The 15,409-nt window shown below is 52.7% G+C and carries 14 protein-coding genes; 10 read left to right on the top strand and 4 right to left on the bottom strand.

Features of this window, described 5'->3' with window-relative positions:
• Nucleotides 1–15: 15 nt before the first annotated feature.
• Genes JXO50_07820 through JXO50_07835 form a run of 4 tightly spaced genes read right to left on the bottom strand, consistent with a single transcriptional unit; the run spans nucleotide 16 to nucleotide 5,347 of the window.
• Nucleotides 16–1,008 carry a DUF4388 domain-containing protein gene (locus JXO50_07820; protein ID MBN2332998.1) on the bottom strand — a complete coding sequence of 331 codons (993 nt, stop codon included), beginning with the start codon at nucleotides 1,006–1,008 and terminating at the stop codon, nucleotides 16–18.
• Nucleotides 1,009–1,034: 26 nt separating this feature from the next.
• Nucleotides 1,035–3,233: a hypothetical protein gene (locus JXO50_07825; protein ID MBN2332999.1), complete on the bottom strand. Its 2,199-nt coding sequence runs from the start codon at nucleotides 3,231–3,233 to the stop codon at nucleotides 1,035–1,037.
• Nucleotides 3,230–4,165 carry a GTPase gene (locus JXO50_07830; protein MBN2333000.1) on the bottom strand — a complete coding sequence of 312 codons (936 nt, stop codon included), beginning with the start codon at nucleotides 4,163–4,165 and terminating at the stop codon, nucleotides 3,230–3,232. Before JXO50_07830 ends, JXO50_07825 begins: the two co-directional genes overlap by 4 nt.
• Before the next feature lie 48 nt (nucleotides 4,166–4,213).
• The gene (locus tag JXO50_07835) at nucleotides 4,214–5,347 is read right to left on the bottom strand and encodes a tetratricopeptide repeat protein (protein MBN2333001.1); all 1,134 of its coding nucleotides are present in this window, start codon (nucleotides 5,345–5,347) and stop codon (nucleotides 4,214–4,216) included.
• A 173-nt stretch (nucleotides 5,348–5,520) separates the two neighbouring features.
• Here JXO50_07835 and JXO50_07840 point away from each other — a divergent pair, with 173 nt between their 5' ends.
• The 10 genes from JXO50_07840 to mtnP all read left to right on the top strand — a co-directional run bounded on the left by JXO50_07840 (nucleotide 5,521) and on the right by mtnP (nucleotide 15,407).
• The gene (locus tag JXO50_07840; GenBank protein MBN2333002.1) at nucleotides 5,521–6,501 is read left to right on the top strand and encodes an LD-carboxypeptidase; all 981 of its coding nucleotides are present in this window, start codon (nucleotides 5,521–5,523) and stop codon (nucleotides 6,499–6,501) included.
• Nucleotides 6,502–6,596: 95 nt separating this feature from the next.
• On the top strand, nucleotides 6,597–7,946 hold the full coding sequence (gene bioA, locus JXO50_07845) for an adenosylmethionine--8-amino-7-oxononanoate transaminase (protein ID MBN2333003.1): 1,350 nt from the start codon (nucleotides 6,597–6,599) through the stop codon (nucleotides 7,944–7,946).
• Nucleotides 7,947–7,951: 5 nt separating this feature from the next.
• Nucleotides 7,952–8,440: a DUF523 domain-containing protein gene (locus tag JXO50_07850; protein ID MBN2333004.1), complete on the top strand. Its 489-nt coding sequence runs from the start codon at nucleotides 7,952–7,954 to the stop codon at nucleotides 8,438–8,440.
• Complete coding sequence (locus JXO50_07855; protein MBN2333005.1) at nucleotides 8,440–9,129, top strand: metal-dependent hydrolase; 690 nt, start codon at nucleotides 8,440–8,442, stop codon at nucleotides 9,127–9,129. The genes JXO50_07850 and JXO50_07855 overlap by 1 nt, the downstream gene beginning before the upstream one ends.
• Nucleotides 9,126–10,478, top strand: coding sequence for a hypothetical protein (locus JXO50_07860; protein ID MBN2333006.1), 1,353 nt, complete (start codon nucleotides 9,126–9,128; stop codon nucleotides 10,476–10,478). The genes JXO50_07855 and JXO50_07860 overlap by 4 nt, the downstream gene beginning before the upstream one ends.
• Before the next feature lie 88 nt (nucleotides 10,479–10,566).
• Nucleotides 10,567–11,070, top strand: coding sequence for a CvpA family protein (locus JXO50_07865; protein MBN2333007.1), 504 nt, complete (start codon nucleotides 10,567–10,569; stop codon nucleotides 11,068–11,070).
• 51 nt (nucleotides 11,071–11,121) lie between these two features.
• On the top strand, nucleotides 11,122–12,336 hold the full coding sequence (locus JXO50_07870) for a hypothetical protein (protein MBN2333008.1): 1,215 nt from the start codon (nucleotides 11,122–11,124) through the stop codon (nucleotides 12,334–12,336).
• Nucleotides 12,314–13,735: a tRNA lysidine(34) synthetase TilS gene (gene tilS / locus JXO50_07875; GenBank protein ID MBN2333009.1), complete on the top strand. Its 1,422-nt coding sequence runs from the start codon at nucleotides 12,314–12,316 to the stop codon at nucleotides 13,733–13,735. Before JXO50_07870 ends, tilS begins: the two co-directional genes overlap by 23 nt.
• Nucleotides 13,713–14,465 (top strand): NAD-dependent deacylase, encoded by a 753-nt coding sequence (locus JXO50_07880; GenBank protein MBN2333010.1) that lies wholly within the window; start codon nucleotides 13,713–13,715, stop codon nucleotides 14,463–14,465. Before tilS ends, JXO50_07880 begins: the two co-directional genes overlap by 23 nt.
• Before the next feature lie 93 nt (nucleotides 14,466–14,558).
• Entirely contained in the window at nucleotides 14,559–15,407 is an 849-nt protein-coding gene (mtnP, locus tag JXO50_07885) for an S-methyl-5'-thioadenosine phosphorylase (protein ID MBN2333011.1), read from the top strand.
• Nucleotides 15,408–15,409 lie beyond the last annotated feature (2 nt).

A 15,409-nucleotide genomic window follows, 5' to 3' on the forward strand; every position in this document is an offset into this window, starting at 1 on the left:
AAGGATATTGCTGTCTCAGCGTTCCTGGAGCAGCTTTTTGGCGTTCACCAAAACCTCCTGCTCCCGGGCCGTAAATGAGGAAAGCGCATCGGTAAAGGCAGTATACGGCTGTTGTTTCATCCATGAAGGAACCCAGGAAATGGGCATGAATGCTGAACAGCAGAAAACGATGTTCATGGCAATCAACAGGCAGATCAGCAGATCAGCAGACGCATATTTCCAGGCATCATCGCTGTGTCGTTTGGCTTTCAGCTGTTTTTTGCCTTTTTCGGCAATAATCCCCCGTTTGAGAAAGCCGGCCAGGATGCGGTACACATTATAGCGGCCATGCAGGCTCCGATCAATAATCTCCTGGACGGTAAGGTGCTGCTTCACCAACGCCAGAATCTGCTCCTCTTCAGCGGTAAGCTGCTCTCTGAAATCAGCCAGAAAGAGAGCATCATCGCTATCGGCAGCAAAGGTTGAACATGGCTCATAAATCGCTTCCAGGGAAGCAACATGCTTCTCAAACAGGGACAACTCATCTGTTTGCCGGAGAATTTCCAGGAGAATATAGTCGGACGGCTGAGGCTGCAGATAGGGAGTTTCATAGAGGCTTCTGGTCGGCTCAAAAGAATATGAACCCTTTTTCCAGCCGAGCATGGCGGCCAGAATTTCAAACAGCCGCATCTGGTTGAATGCTGCCATCTCTTGATGACTTAAAATGCCGTGGTCAACCAGTACCCGTTCCATGGAGGTTTCCCGGCGGATCTGTTCATGGCGCATGGTGCTGGACTGGGCGGGAGACAGCCGCCCTGACTTTTTCATCATCTCTTCAAGGTCAAAAGCATGGTTTGCCAGGCTGCTGCTCATGCCGACAATCATGCCCTCCTTGAAAAACCAGGAGCAGTTGCCCTCGGAACTTTCAACTTTCAAAATGCCGGTTTTCTGCTGCTGAGAGATCAGCTGCAGGACATCCGTCAGATCAAAACCACCAAGATAGCCTTTAAGTTCATTGTTTTTAGGCATGAGCACGCATCCGGGGCACCGTATCTTTATTGGGAGACTGTCTGCCGCTGCCGACAGCGTTTACTCCAGCTGTAGATGTTTATTGAATAGAGTCCGACGACCAGCAGCAGGGGGAAAACTTTTATTCCCCATGGGGATCCAGGGGGAAACAAACCACAATGGACAAGCTGGTGTCTGGTCAGGAAGATGACAACTGCCAGGACGAACCCGCCCCAGAGCATAAAAAAGCCTTTGATGGTTTCTCCCAAAACCAGTTGGTAAGTTCCCGGAATCAGGAAACCGCATACCAGCATCAGGCGATCGGCAATCCAGGTGAAGACCCTGATTTTTTTGCGCTGCTGGAGAGCAAATGAATCATTGTCAGCTTTTCTGGCAATATGCAGGCATGATGGACAGGCATGAAAGGCCCGGCCTATACCATGGAAGGTCGTGCCGCAGAGCGGGCAGAATGCTCTGTTTTTGTCCCGTTTGATCCAGAGGACGGCGATAATCACTCCCACCGTCACCAGAAAGGCAACATAGAGCAGCAGCGCTCCCCATGGAGCAAAGAAAAGCCGGTAGAATTCGTTTTTGTCCCCGGTGGTTAGGAGCTGCTCGGTCACCAGTCGGTAGGTATAGGACCATGGCAAAGGTTCGTGAATCAGAACCGGATCGTTGGCACGCCGTTCTTTCGCCAATTGTTCCTGAATCATTTTGGGAGATAATTCCCACGCATGAATGAAAGATGCTTCGCTTTCAGCCAGTGAAAATGATTCTTTCATGTAGGCATGATTCAGGTTGTAGTGATAAATGCCGCTGGCCGGCTTGCAGGCGATGGCTTTTTTATAGGTGTTGATCGCCTTTTCACTCTCATTATTGAGAAAGTAGAAGTTGGCCAGGTTATTGTATGCCGCGGCTTCCGGTTGCGGATCAATGGCAATAAGCTGTTCCAGAGCGGAGATTGCGGCGGTGATATCGCCGGCATTGCCAGCGGCAACAGACTGGGAAAAAAGGGCCAGAACCTGTTCTGCATTATGCTGGCTGCCGGCTGCCAGCATATGCTGTTCCTTGGAGCCATAGCTGTCAAAATTCACCTGCAAGGCCGGGCGTAAGATTGGTGAACTGAGACTTTTGATTGTTTGCAGTCCATTTTGATAGGCAAAAGGGGAAAAGAACAGCATGACCAGGGTCAGCAGATAAGCCAGCCGCTCTTTGAGCGTCATGAGGTGAAAAAGGCAGATGAACAACAGGAAGAGTCCCGGAAGGAGAAGGATAGAACGAAAAAACATCATGGCACTGGCAGCCAGCAGAGCACAAACAAGAAGCGATGGTGTCAGCCGATTAAACCGACGTTCCAGGGTTTCCCGCAGTGCCTGGATATACCGCAGCAGCAGGGCAAGGGTCATAAAGGTCATCAGCCAGAGAGGCAGGTAAGCTGCGCTGAACCACAGAAGTGCAATGGCCTGCAATCGTTGTCCCTGGTTGCTGAACAGCCGGCCAATGGCGGCAAAAAAGGAGGCAAGAGAAGAGAAAAAACGTTTTTTACTGAAGGCCAGACTACTCTGGGACTGGTAAAATGCGGAAAAATCCGGCGAAAGGCGGAGGGCATAATCGGTCAGGGCCTGGGTGCCGGTTGCATCTTGCCGGGCGTTTGTTTCTTCAGCGAGAGCCAGGAGAGCCAGCGAGTAGGGCCTGGTATTGGCAAAGCCCTCTTTGTCCCTGGCGGCCAGCAACAGATCCAGATTTTTGCTGACCAGATTCAAATCACGGTGCCGGTATGCGCTGAGAAATTGCTGCCAGGCAGCCTCCATCAGACTTTCGTTTTCCGCCAGCAGCGCCTTCGGTGCAGCCTGTTCGTCCTTGGTGTAACTCTCCCGTTCAATTTCAGTTGGAGGGGCGGCAGGTAAAGGAAGACCATCTCCAGAAGCACGGGGCGGAACGATTCTGGTTGCTGGAATATCTGGCAGATGTTCTGTTTCTGCAGGAATGCTGTCATCTTCCCGGCGGGGATCAATGGCGGGAACAATGATGGTTCCGGGAAACTCATGCTGTCCATTACTGCCCGCCAATGCCGGTTCCTCATTCTGGGAAAGCGCAGTTGGCTGGTTTATTGTCTGCTGTTCGGTGGAGGGAAGCGTTGTATCAGGTGGAGGTTCGGCTGCCACTGTTCCGGAAGCACCAATCCATAGGACGGCAACGGCAATAACGAAACCGCATCGTATCCGGGATGAGATACTGGTTTTCATTCTTCATTAAGAAGGTGGTTAATCGTTAATGAGATGTCAACCGATAACAGCTGGTTTCGATTCTCATTGACTGCAACTTGCAGGGGAACGGTAATCGTATACGGATCGTTAAGGATAACCTTGCCGACCCGGACGACTTCAGGCTTGAATCCGCCAGCCGGTGACAGCCGGACGCCAGGTGGCTGCAAACCCATGTTGGGGAGCTGTGATGACATGGCCGCCTGCATCGGGGATTCCAGATGGGGGGGGGCGCTCATGCTGCTGAGAGTCGGTGTGGCTGCCTTCTGTTCTTGAACATCGATTGACGGTTTTGGCGGAAAATCCGGTGCTGTTTTTGCGGTCGCAGAACCCTTGGTTTTCAAGTTTTGCAAAACCATTTTGCAGCAGCTGGTCAGGGCGGGCAACACACCACTGCCTTTTACCGCCACCGATTCGAAGCAGGGTAGTCCTTTGGGATTAAGCTGGGCATTGAGTTCGGCAACACTGAGGATGTCAGGCATATCCCGCTTGTTATACTGGAAGATCAAGGGCAGGGAGTCAATGTCGCGATTGTAATAGGTCAGGTTATCCTTAAGGTTTTGCAGACTTTCAATATTTTCCTGGGCCATCGACCGTCGAGAGTCGGCAACAAAAATAATCCCATCGGCACCGGTCAGCACCGCTTTCCTAGTTGAATTGTAATACACCTGTCCGGGGACGGTATAGATATGGAATCGGGTTTTGAAACCGCCGATATTTTCCAGTTCAATAGGCAAAAAATCAAAAAACAGCGTCCGGTCGGCATCGGTTGCCAGGGAAACAAGATCGCCGCGCTGTTTCGGATTAAGCTTCACATGGATATATTGAACATTGGTGGTTTTACCACATAACGCCGGACCGTAATAAACGATTTTTGCCCCGATCTCCTTTTTCTGATAGTTGAAAATGGCCATTAGATATCCTTGTCAGCAGGCGATGGAGCAGGTTGGGAAGGTTTAACCTTAAGCATGGTCAGCTTCCAGGGCGGCGATCTTTTGAGCCACCTGTTCATAATTTGGATCCACCGAAGCGGCTTCGCGAAATGCTTCCAAAGCCCGGGAGGAATCCTCCAGTTCTTTGAAAATCAGGCCCATCTCATACTTGAAAACCATGAAATCCTTTCTGGTCAGTCCACGTTCCCGCAAACCCTGCTGAAACTGGGACAACGATTCCTGCATATTGCCCTGTTCATGGTAAAGCCGGCCACGCAACAGCAGAGTCGGAATCCTGAAAGCGGTGAAATTCAGTGCCACCTTGCTTTCTTCAAGGGCCTGCTCCGGCATCCCCAGCTCTTTGTAGGCGAGGGCCATATTATAATGAAATTTCTGCTGATCAACATCTTCACTGGCAGACTGCTCCCGTCCTTCTTTAAATGTTTCTTTCAAGATTTGGAAAATCTGTTCAACGCCGATATCGTCACGAACGTTCCCCCCAGGCTGATGGCTATCCAAACTATCGGACAACGTTGATACATCGTCCGACAGCTCTGCCCCAAGGTCAAAAAAATCACCATCCTGATCCGATACCGTTGCCGCGGCCCGGGATTTTCCCGTTTCATCGGCAACGATAATATCGGAATAGATGCTTTTTTCCGCCTCCTGGAACTCAGGAAAAAGATTATGCAGCATGCTGCGGAATTTTTCCTTGTCAGGGGCAATATCGATAATCTTTTCCAGAATGCCCAGAGCTTTTTCAGGCTGCCGTTTTTTCTGATAATATTCAAAGGCCTGCTGATAATAGGTTATTGCATCAGCATAGAGGTTTTCCCGTTGATAGATGCGGGCCAGACTGAGATTGGCATCCAGATGGTCGGGGTCGATCTTGGTTATTTTTTTGTAGAGGGCGATGGCCATCGGGGCAAACCCGTGGTCGACGTAATGCTTGGCCGCAGTATTATACTCCGTCAGCGCCTCATCGGTCATCTTTCCAGAGAGCAGTTGATCAGCCAGTTTAATACGGATCCGGAAGTTCTTCGGGTTTCCCTGGATCTGCCGGCGGTATTCTTCAACTGTCGGAGCAGCGCTCTGACGACTGCTTTTCTGCTGTTTTGAAAAAATATTTTTTACTTTGCTGAAAAAACCTGTTGATTGTGACAAAATAGGTCCCTGTTCTGTGGCTGATGAAGACCACAGTGCATGTTCAAAAAAAGGCGCAAAACCCCTAAATGAGAGCGAAAGTTATTATAATTTTTGACATTTGTCAATTGATTTGCTAGGTTTCGAAGCGCCATCCGGCTCTCTTTTCTATCATCGGCTGGGGGAAATATTTCTTGAGTGATGGAGAAAGAAAAAGTAGCTGCGATAGCGGTGAACAGATGCACCGGCCGCCGCCGCTTCGTCCTGCGGCGGTCATTGGCATCATTGCGCCGTCAAGTCCGGTTAAGGATGATCTGCTGATTCGTGGTCGGCAGTATCTCTCGCAAGCTGGTTATCATACGGTGGTAGGTGACAGTATTGCCGAGCGTCAACACCATCTGGCCGGCACGGACGAACAACGCCTGGCGGATATTTACCGGATGTTCAACGATTCCGGCGTTGACGCTGTTTTTGCCGCCCGTGGCGGATTCGGTTGTGCAAAACTCCTTGACAGGCTTGATTATACGGTTTTTTCCGGTCAGCCAAAGCTGCTGGTAGGCTATAGTGATATTACCGCCCTGCAGCTGGCGCTCTGGCAGCATAGCCGCCTGCCAACCATCTCCGGTCCCATGGTTGCCGTCGAGATGGCCCGTCCGGGGATGATCAACGAGCCCTTATTCTGGGGTCTGCTGGGCGGTGTGCCGCTGGCTGAGACCAGTGCCATGATGAGCCGGTATCTCAATGAGTGGGTTGCCTTTGACCGGCCACAGCCAATCAAAGGTCGATTGTTGGGAGGAACACTCAGCGTCATCGCGTCACTGGCCGGCAGCCGATTTCTGCCGGATTTCAGCAATGCCGTACTCATTCTGGAAGAACATGGGGAGCGCCTGTATCGCCTGGACCGCTATCTGACCCAGCTGCGGCTGGCCGGGGTGTTCGCAAAGGTGTCCATGGTGATCCTGGGACAGATGCTGCTGCCTGACCAGGAGGAACAGCCGTTGTTGGCTCCGTTTTTGCGCAACTTTTTTGCCAATGATCACTTCCCGGTTGTTTATAATTTCCGCTATGGCCACTGTTCCAACAGCTTTATCTTCCCCCAGGGGGCGACGGCGAGCATTGATCTGCCGGCCTGCCGGATAACCTTGCTCGACCATTGTGTCAGTCTGGCGTCATAATAAAAACGTAATCTTTGCAGCGGATAGGGGTCGGTCATCTGGACCATCAAGTGCCCGCCACCTGGCCTGCATCAAAAAACACTCGGGAACCGGTAATGGACTCAACACTCAAAGAACTGGATCAGCACTATATCTGGAAACCCTTTACCCAGATGAAGGAACAGCAGCCGGCGATCATCATCGACCGGGGAGAAGGGATATATCTCTATGATCAGGAAAACAAGCGCTACATCGACGGCATCTCCTCGTGGTGGGTTAATATTCATGGCCATAACCACCCGGTATTGAATGAGGCGCTGCATCAGCAGGTTGATAAAATTGCCCACTGTGCTCTGGCTGGGCTTTCCCACGAACCGGCAATCCTCCTGGCAAAAGAGCTGGTTGACGTCCTGCCGGCAGGCCTGGAACATGTTTTTTATTCAGACAATGGTTCAACAGCGGTCGAAGTCGCGTTGAAAATGTCCTTTCAGTATTGGCAGAATCGGGGCTTTTCGCAAAAAACAACGTTTCTGGCACTGGAGCATGCCTACCATGGAGACACGCTGGGGGCGGTCAGCGTCGGTGGCATCGACATGTACCATCAGATTTTTCGCCCCCTGCTGTTTCCGGCTATGCATGCGCCGGCCCCCTGCTGTTATCGTTGCCCCGCCAATAAAGAGGTCAGCACCTGCAGTCAGGAATGTCTATCCTTTCTTGAAACCGTACTTGCGGAACAGGCGGACAGGATATGCGGGATTATCATTGAGCCGATGGTCATGGCGGTGGCCGGCATGTTTGTTTATCCGGCTGCCTACCTGAAAAAGTTGCGCCATTTGTGTGATATGTATGACGTCCACCTGATTGCTGATGAGGTGGCTGTAGCTTTCGGCCGGACGGCAGCCATGTTTGCTTGTGAACACGCCGGCATTACACCGGATCTCATCTGCATGGCCAAAGGTTTGACCGGCGGCTATATGCCTCTGGCGGTGACCGGGGCAACAGATGCCATTTTTCAGGCTTTTTGGGGTGATTACGATCAGGGAAAAACGTTTTTTCATGGTCACAGCTATACCGGCAACCCGCTGGCAGCGGCAGTCGGATTACGCAACCTGGAATATTTCCGGGAAGCCAAGATTGTCGACGGAGTACGTAAGAAAGCGGACTACTTTCAACGGCAACTGCAGAAATTCCGGGAACTTGACCATGTGGGAGACGTGCGGGGCATAGGTCTTATCGGTGCCGTTGAACTGGTTGCCGACCGTCATGGCAAAAAGTCCTATCCGCCGGCGGAGAGGGTGGGTAAGCAGGTGACTGACCTGTGCGTCACAAACGGCGCCTATCTGCGGCCATTGGGCGATGTGGTCTACTTCATTCCCCCGTTGTGTATTGAAAAGCACCAGATTGATGAGCTGTTTGCCATTGCCTATGATGCCATTAATCTGGTTACCAAAAAGATTGCGGGATGAGTTGCATGAATTTTCCGCTGGTGGTCAGTGCCTGCATGATGGGCATCAGGTGCCGATACGACGGCACGGTTAAAACCAATGAGCGGCTGGTGCGGTTTTGCCGCGAGCACGCTGTGCCACTGGTTCCCCTCTGTCCGGAACAGCTTGGAGGTCTGCCAACCCCCAGGCCGGCGGCCTGTTTCAGCGGCGGTGACGGTAGCGCGGTACTCAGGGGGAATGCCCGACTTTCCATCCCTTCCGGGGGTGATGTGAGTGATGCCTTCAGGCTTGGGGCTCAACAGGCGTTGCATGTTGCCCAGAGCGTCGGGGCAAGCGGGGCGATTTTAAAGGAAAAAAGTCCATCCTGCGGCGTTCATCTTATTTACTGCAGCGACACCCTGGTTGCCGGCTGCGGTGTAACCACGGCCCTGTTCAAAGAGAACGGTCTTTCCATCTGGACAGCGGATGAATTCATAGCTGCCGGCAGCCAACCAGCCGGTGCGGAGAACCCTTGATGCTCAGAATAACGTTTCATGGCCATGCCTGCTTTCTTATTGAAACAGACCAGGTTGCCCTTTTGACTGATCCTTATCTCAGCGACAATCCCCTGGCCGTAATCGGTCCGGCATCAGTTAAAGCCGATTATATCCTTTTGAGCCATGGACATCCCGACCATGTGGGCGATACGGTTGCCATAGCCAAACACTGCGGGGCTGCGGTTATTGCTCCTTTTGAACTGGTTCAGCTGTGCCAGCGTTTGGGGGTGGTCAAAACCCAGTCGATGAACATCGGCGGCCGGCTTGACGCCGGTAAGTTTGCCATCCAGATGACCATCGCCCACCACAGTTCGGCCTATGTCCATGAAAGTGAACTTATCTATACCGGCAGCCCTTGCGGCTACCTGATGACAATCGGCGGCAAAACCATCTATTTTGCCGGTGATACTGCAGTCTTTCAGGATATGGCGGCAATTGGCAGCAATGGTATTCATGTTGCCCTGCTGCCCATCGGTGATCTGTATACCATGGGTCCTGAGGCTGCCAGAGAAGCAGTGGAACTGCTGCAGCCGGATCTAGTGGTGCCGATGCATTATAATACCTGGGAGGTTATCAAGCAGAATCCCCATGAGTTTGTCGACTCGCTCGACCGCTATGGTTGCCGCGGAGTCGTTTTGCATCCCGGAGAAAGCATGGTGCTCCAGTGAAACTTCCGGTCAGTCACCAGTATGATGTTATCTGCCGTGGCGGCAGCCTTGGCCCGTTGCTGGCCGCCCTGCTGCTGGCCAGAAAAGGGAAAAACGTGCTGCTGCTGCCGGCGGCCGAAGATGCGGGCGGTTTTTCTCCCTTTCTTCTGCCGGTTGCTGCCGGCGTTCCCTTGGACATCCTGACCTCTGAAAACCTCCTGGACGGTGCCGTGACAGAAACGCCCGGCAACTGGTTCAGCTGGACGGATGGTACCCATGATTTTTCCTGCCCGTCGGCCACGGATGATCGCCGCCGGGCCTTCGCCATGCTGATGGCGGATGATTATCCTGCCCGGAAGCAGCACTGGGCGCTGTTTGAGGATATCTGGCAGGTCATTGACAGAATCATGGGTGATGGCCTGATGATCCCTCCCATGACCTTGAAAGATCATGGCAAAATACTCCAGCAGCTGGTTAAAAACCGGGTGCTCCTGGATAACCGGAGCCGGGGGATAGCTTCCCTGCTGACCGATTCAGGCATATCTCCCTGGCTGCATACGTTTGTTTCATCCTTTGTTTCCCTGATATCGTTATACTGTTATCAAAACCTGCCGCTGCTCAGTTTTGCCTATGGCTTTGCCACCTTGTTTCAGGAAGCCCGGTATGTCAATATTGACCGGTTGCAGGAGGCGGTGCATCATGCCATCCTTGATTGCGGGGGCGTACTTTCATCCACCGATTACCAGGTAGTTTTTGATGGAAAATGGTATATCGGTATTGGCAATGCCGGTAAAGCCCAGATCCGTAGTCGGTCGTTTATTGCTGACTCGGATGAAACGATGCTGGCCAGGGAAATCCCACCTGTTCACCAGCGCCGGGATTTTTTTCGCCAGTATGCTCACCGGCAGCCCGGCAGGGTTGTTAAACACTTGCAGTGCATGTTTCCTGAGCAGTCCGGGATGGTGGCCGGCCGGCAACGGCGATATGTTTTTGAACCGGGACGGGAAAATGAACTCTATCTCCTTACTGCCGGCCAAGAAGCCGCCGGCAAGAACAGTATGGATCTCTACTGGTGGGAAAGTGACGCTAAGAATAATGACAACCGGTGGGCACCGGCGCTGCTTCAGCGTCTGACCGGCGTAAAGCCGGGGAGGATGACTCTCTGTTCTTCGACCGGCAATCCAGTCAAGAGATGGGGGTATCAGCCGCGGCTTTCTCCGGTTATGGGGGCTGCCTTTGTGCCGATCAACAGCGTCTATAAAAACTTCTATCAGGTTGGCTGGGAAACCCTGCCCGGATTTGGTCTGGGGGGGGTGGTGTACGGGGCAAAAATGACGGCTGAAAAAATAGCCACCAGTGAATATCTCTAGAAGAGCATCCTGCAATATTTAACAGCTTTCTGGCTGAAATTATCTTTTGTTATTAATAGGTTAAGAGATTTATTTAAAGGGAAATATCATGAATACGCTTGATTCATTTATCATTATTGTCATCCTTGTCTCCGTGCTGATGGGATTCTACAAGGGGTTTTTTGCCGAAATGGTTGCCCTCGTAGGACTGCTGGTCAGCATCGTTCTCGCCAGCCGCTACTATCAGGTGCTAGCGCCCCACCTGGAGGATTTTATCACCATTAAGCCACTGGCCAGTTTCATCTCGTTCATGCTTATCCTTTTTGCCACCATGCTTGCCTTTTCAGTGCTGCGCATGGCGATCAAGAAGGCCACCATTCAGATGGAGATGGGATGGGCTGACCATCTGCTGGGATTGCTTTTAGGGTTGGTGAAAGGACTCTTTTTCTCCTCGATTGTCGTTCTAATGATCATCTCCGTCTGGGGCGGCGATATACGACTGATCAGAGGTTCCCAGGCGGTTCCCATTATTAGTAAATTTTCCCAGATAACAGCCGGTTTATTGCCGGATACCTTGAAAAAATCCATAATAAGGCAGTTTCAGGATAAATAGGCGGGCACGGCTGATTTGGCTGTGGCCATTGATGGATTGAGGTTGATGAAGATGAAAAAGATACTATTGCTGGCTGTCTGTTGGCTGCTGGTCCTGCCAGGATCGATCGCTGCCCAGCAGCAGCTGTCCAACACCATGATTATTGCCCGTGGCAGTGCATTGCTTGCCGCAGATCAGACAGCTGCCCGCCGGGAAGCGATCAATGATGCCCTTGGCAATGCGCTGCATTCCTATGTCTATGACCAGCTGCTTGCCAATCACAGCGATGATGAACTGATCAATGAGCATATTTTTAACCGTCAGGACCGCTATATTCTTTCCTATGAAATCATTTCCGACCGCCTGTTGGGCGACCTGTTCCAGATAGAGTTGGCAGTCCATGTCAATCAGGAACTGGTGCAGGAAGAGTTGGCAATGATCATGGAGCCGGAAAAAAGAGCTGTGCAGGATATCCGCCTGATCATTATACAGCGTTATGGTACGGCACCACTTTCAACCGTGCCTCTTCTTGAGCAGTCCCTGCCACTGGAGCCATCTTCTCTGGCGGAAAACCTGCATGGCGAGTTGGCAGCCTATGGTTTTATGCTGACCTATCATCCGAATATCTCTGATGAGCTGCAGCAGCTGTTCCTGCTGACCACAGAAAACCGGCGGACGCCAGATAATTCGCTGCCGGTTTCGGCCGGCCGGTTCAAGGAACTGCTGCCCGGTGACCTGGCAATTTTTATCGATTTGCAGCCAATGGAGGAAAAACACATCGGTACGGTCGACAAACTGCTGCTCTCGGTTGACTACGATATGACCTTTGTGGACATGAAAAACAACTCATTGGTCATCCTCCCCCCTGCGGCCACCCAGGTGCTGGCTGAGAGTCTTCCGGCCGGTATGCCGCTCCTGGCGGAAAAGCTCAATGCGCAACTGAAGAATCAGATCATGGACCGCATGCTGCGTGAATATGCTGTGTTCCCGGAGAATGAACAGGAGATTATGCTGGCCATCAATGGCTTTCGCCAGCACCGTGATTTCAAGCAGTTTACCGATGAACTGGAAACCCTGCGGACCGTTGGCGCCGTCCGTCTGCATGCCCTTTCAGCAGGACACATTGAACTCAAAGTGAGCACCTATGCAACGATGGAACTGCTGATTGAATGGTTGAACCGTTTTTCACCGGCCGACGGTTCCTATGCCCTGCGCTCGCAACTGCTGCCAAGTTCTGTTGATACGGTGCTGGTCCAGGTTGATTATGCTGTGCACCCGGATCAGTGAATCCTGCCGGCAGCAGATTCCGGCGTTTCCCACCACCCCCCTTTTCCTGGCGGTATCCGGCGGCCTTGATTCAATGGTTCTGCTGCAGGTGATGAGGGAGCTTGGCCGGCGGATGCCGCTGGATTGCACGGTTGTTCATTTTAACCATCATCTGCGCGGCACCCAATCAGATGACGATGAACGGTTTGTAGCCCGCATGTGCCGGGTTCATAATCTCCCGCTGATTATGGGGCAGGGAAGGACCATTCGCCGAGACCGGCGGCAACTTGGCCTCTCGCTTGAAGATGCCGCCCGTCAGGCCCGTTATGCTTTTTTTTTCCGCTGTCTTGAGGCCCGTCCCGACAGCTGGCTGCTGACCGCCCATACTGCCAATGATCAGGCGGAGACTGTGATCATGAATCTTTTGCGGGGCAGCGGTTTGCGCGGGCTTAAAGGGATTCCGACAACTAGGCAGCATATTGCGCGGCCGATGCTCGGCATCACCAGGGAAGAGGTGGAACGATATGCCAGAGAGCAGCAGGTTGATTTTGTTGAGGATCGCAGCAATGCCTCCCTGGAGTTTACCCGCAACCGCATCAGGCATCAGGTGATGCCGGTTCTTCGGGCAGCGGCCGGCGGGAGCCATCTAGACCGGCAGCTGGCAACAATGGCTGCAGGTTTGGCTGATGATCTGGCGATCATCGATAGGTTGGTGCAAACGTTTTTTGACCGGTGGGTTGCCGCCGGGGGGAACTCTCTGACTATCGACCGTCAGCAATTGCAACAGCAGGACTGTGGTCTCATCCCTCACATCCTGGAACGGGTTATTTACCAGGCCGGTGGAAAAAAGCAGCTTCAGCAACGGACAATGGCAACGCTGGTCAACCTGATCATGAAAAAAAACCCCAAGACGGTAACCTTGTTCCATCTTGATAAATCTTTGACCATGGAAATTCATCGACAGTCGCTGGTATTTGCCAGCAGCGTCAGGGAGGCAATGCCGACTGCCGGCTTTTCCCTGTCAATACCCGGTCCGGGAAGCTATGTGCTGCCCGGCAGCCGGGGCAGGTTAACCATCAAGTCCCTTGAGCGGAGGAGGGTTGATCTGCAGCAACTGGCGTCCCCGGCCACTGACCATGAGTTCGCTGATGCCGCGGACATCCAATTCCCTCTGCTGGTCCGCTCATGGGAAGCGGGAGATTTTTTTTATCCCTTGGGAATGCAGGGCAAACGGAAAAAAGTGAAAATTTTTTTTACTGATGCTAAAATAGCTCTGGATAAGAAAAAGGATGTTCCTCTGTTATGTCAGCGTGACGCCATTATCTGGATTGTCGGCCATCGGCTTGACAACCGTTTTGCCATCAGGCCGGCAACCGCCACCTGTCTGGAGATGATCTATGAAAAGGGTGCTTCCCACTGATCGGATTGCGGCGGCGGCAGCACAGCTGCGGAAAGCAAAACGGGTTGTAGCATTAACGGGGGCCGGTATCTCGGTTGACAGCGGCATCCCGGCTTTCAGGGGCAGCCAGGGACTTTGGGAACACTATGATCCGCAGGAATATGCCCATATTGACGCTTTCATCAGCAATCCCCGGAAGGTATGGCGCATGCTGGCGGAGATGCTCGCATTGGTCTACGACGCCAGGCCGAACCCGGCCCATCTGGCGCTGTCAGCAATGGAGGCTAACGGCCTGCTGCAGGCTGTTGTTACCCAGAACGTCGATGGTCTGCATCAGGCTGCCGGCAGTAAACGGGTGGTTGAATTTCATGGCAACACCCGCAATTTGACCTGTTTGTCCTGCAACCATCGGGAAGCGATCGCCAGTTTTGCTGAGCTGAATATCCCTCCCCTTTGCCCTCGCTGCCAGATGGTCATGAAGCCGGATGTCGTCTTTTTCGGTGAGGCGATCCCGCCGGCAGCACAAAGCAGCGCCGTGCTGGCCGCCAGCCAGGCAGATCTGATGCTGGTTATCGGCACTTCGGCCGTGGTGTATCCAGTAGCCGATCTTCCCTGGGTAACAAAACGGAATGGCGGCACCATCGTGGAAATCAACCTTGAGCCGTCACCACTGACAAAAACTGTCGCCGATGTTGTCTTATTGGGATCAGCAAGCGATATCATGCCGGCCCTGGTTGCCGGTCTGGCATGATTGCCGCCATGAGGCAACCGCCGTTCCCGGATGAAAATCCGCTGAACACCAACGTCTGGAACCCAGAAAGATCTGTTTGAGAAAGGAAGGAAGATGACTACCATCGGCATTATCGGTGGCAGCGGCCTCTATGAAATGGAGGGACTGTCAGGAATCAGGGAAGTTTCGGTGGATACCCCTTTTGGCTCGCCATCAGCATCATTGGTTACCGGCCAGCTGGGGGAAGCCCACCTGGTTTTTCTCCCTCGTCATGGCCGGGGGCATACCATTTTACCGGCAGAAATAAATTTTCGCGCCAACATTTATGCCTTGAAACAGCTTGGTGTGCAGCAAATTCTTTCCATCAGTGCCGTTGGCAGCATGAAGGAGGAGATCAGGCCGGGAGAGATGGTTATTGTCGATCAGTTTATCGACCGCACCAGCGGCCGGCCTTCCACTTTTTTCGGTGATGGCATTGTCGGTCATATCCCTTTTGCTGATCCCGTCTGTCCGGTTCTGCGACGGCAGTTTCAAGAGAGCTGCCGGGCATTGCAAATTCCCTTCCATGCCCGGGGAACCTATATCTGCATCAATGGTCCCCAGTTTTCCACCCGGGCGGAATCGCGTCTCTATCGCCAGTGGGGAGTTGATGTCATCGGCATGACCAACATGCCTGAAGCCCGTCTGGCCCGCGAGGCCCAGATCTGCTATGCAACGCTGGCTCTGGCAACCGATTATGACTGCTGGAAGGAAGATCATGACGATGTCAGTGTCGACGCGGTCTTGGAAATCATTCACCAGAATGTGGAAAATGCAAAAAAGATTATCCGGGAGATGGCAGGCAGGGCTACCCCTGAAAGTGATTGTTCCTGCCCCCGGGCCCTGGAGAATGCCGTGTTGACCAACCCCGACCACATAACTTCGGCGGCAAGGGAAAAGCTGCGGTTTATTCTCCCGGCATGATC

The organism is Candidatus Anaeroferrophillus wilburensis (assembly GCA_016934315.1).
Lineage (GTDB): Bacteria > Desulfobacterota > Anaeroferrophillalia > Anaeroferrophillales > Anaeroferrophillaceae > Anaeroferrophillus > Anaeroferrophillus wilburensis.

What these genes read in the sequence shown, in the direction of transcription:
- JXO50_07820 (MBN2332998.1), bottom strand. Translation starts at nt 1,008, where the DNA reads ATGCCTAAAAACAATGAACTTAAAGGCTATCTTGGTGGTTTTGATCTG.
- JXO50_07825 (MBN2332999.1), bottom strand. Translation starts at nt 3,233, where the DNA reads ATGAAAACCAGTATCTCATCCCGGATACGATGCGGTTTCGTTATTGCC.
- JXO50_07830 (MBN2333000.1), bottom strand. Translation starts at nt 4,165, where the DNA reads ATGGCCATTTTCAACTATCAGAAAAAGGAGATCGGGGCAAAAATCGTT.
- bioA (MBN2333003.1), top strand. Translation starts at nt 6,597, where the DNA reads ATGGACTCAACACTCAAAGAACTGGATCAGCACTATATCTGGAAACCC.
- JXO50_07850 (MBN2333004.1), top strand. Translation starts at nt 7,952, where the DNA reads ATGAATTTTCCGCTGGTGGTCAGTGCCTGCATGATGGGCATCAGGTGC.
- JXO50_07855 (MBN2333005.1), top strand. Translation starts at nt 8,440, where the DNA reads ATGCTCAGAATAACGTTTCATGGCCATGCCTGCTTTCTTATTGAAACA.
- JXO50_07865 (MBN2333007.1), top strand. Translation starts at nt 10,567, where the DNA reads ATGAATACGCTTGATTCATTTATCATTATTGTCATCCTTGTCTCCGTG.
- JXO50_07870 (MBN2333008.1), top strand. Translation starts at nt 11,122, where the DNA reads ATGAAAAAGATACTATTGCTGGCTGTCTGTTGGCTGCTGGTCCTGCCA.
- tilS (MBN2333009.1), top strand. Translation starts at nt 12,314, where the DNA reads ATGCTGTGCACCCGGATCAGTGAATCCTGCCGGCAGCAGATTCCGGCG.
- JXO50_07880 (MBN2333010.1), top strand. Translation starts at nt 13,713, where the DNA reads ATGAAAAGGGTGCTTCCCACTGATCGGATTGCGGCGGCGGCAGCACAG.
- mtnP (MBN2333011.1), top strand. Translation starts at nt 14,559, where the DNA reads ATGACTACCATCGGCATTATCGGTGGCAGCGGCCTCTATGAAATGGAG.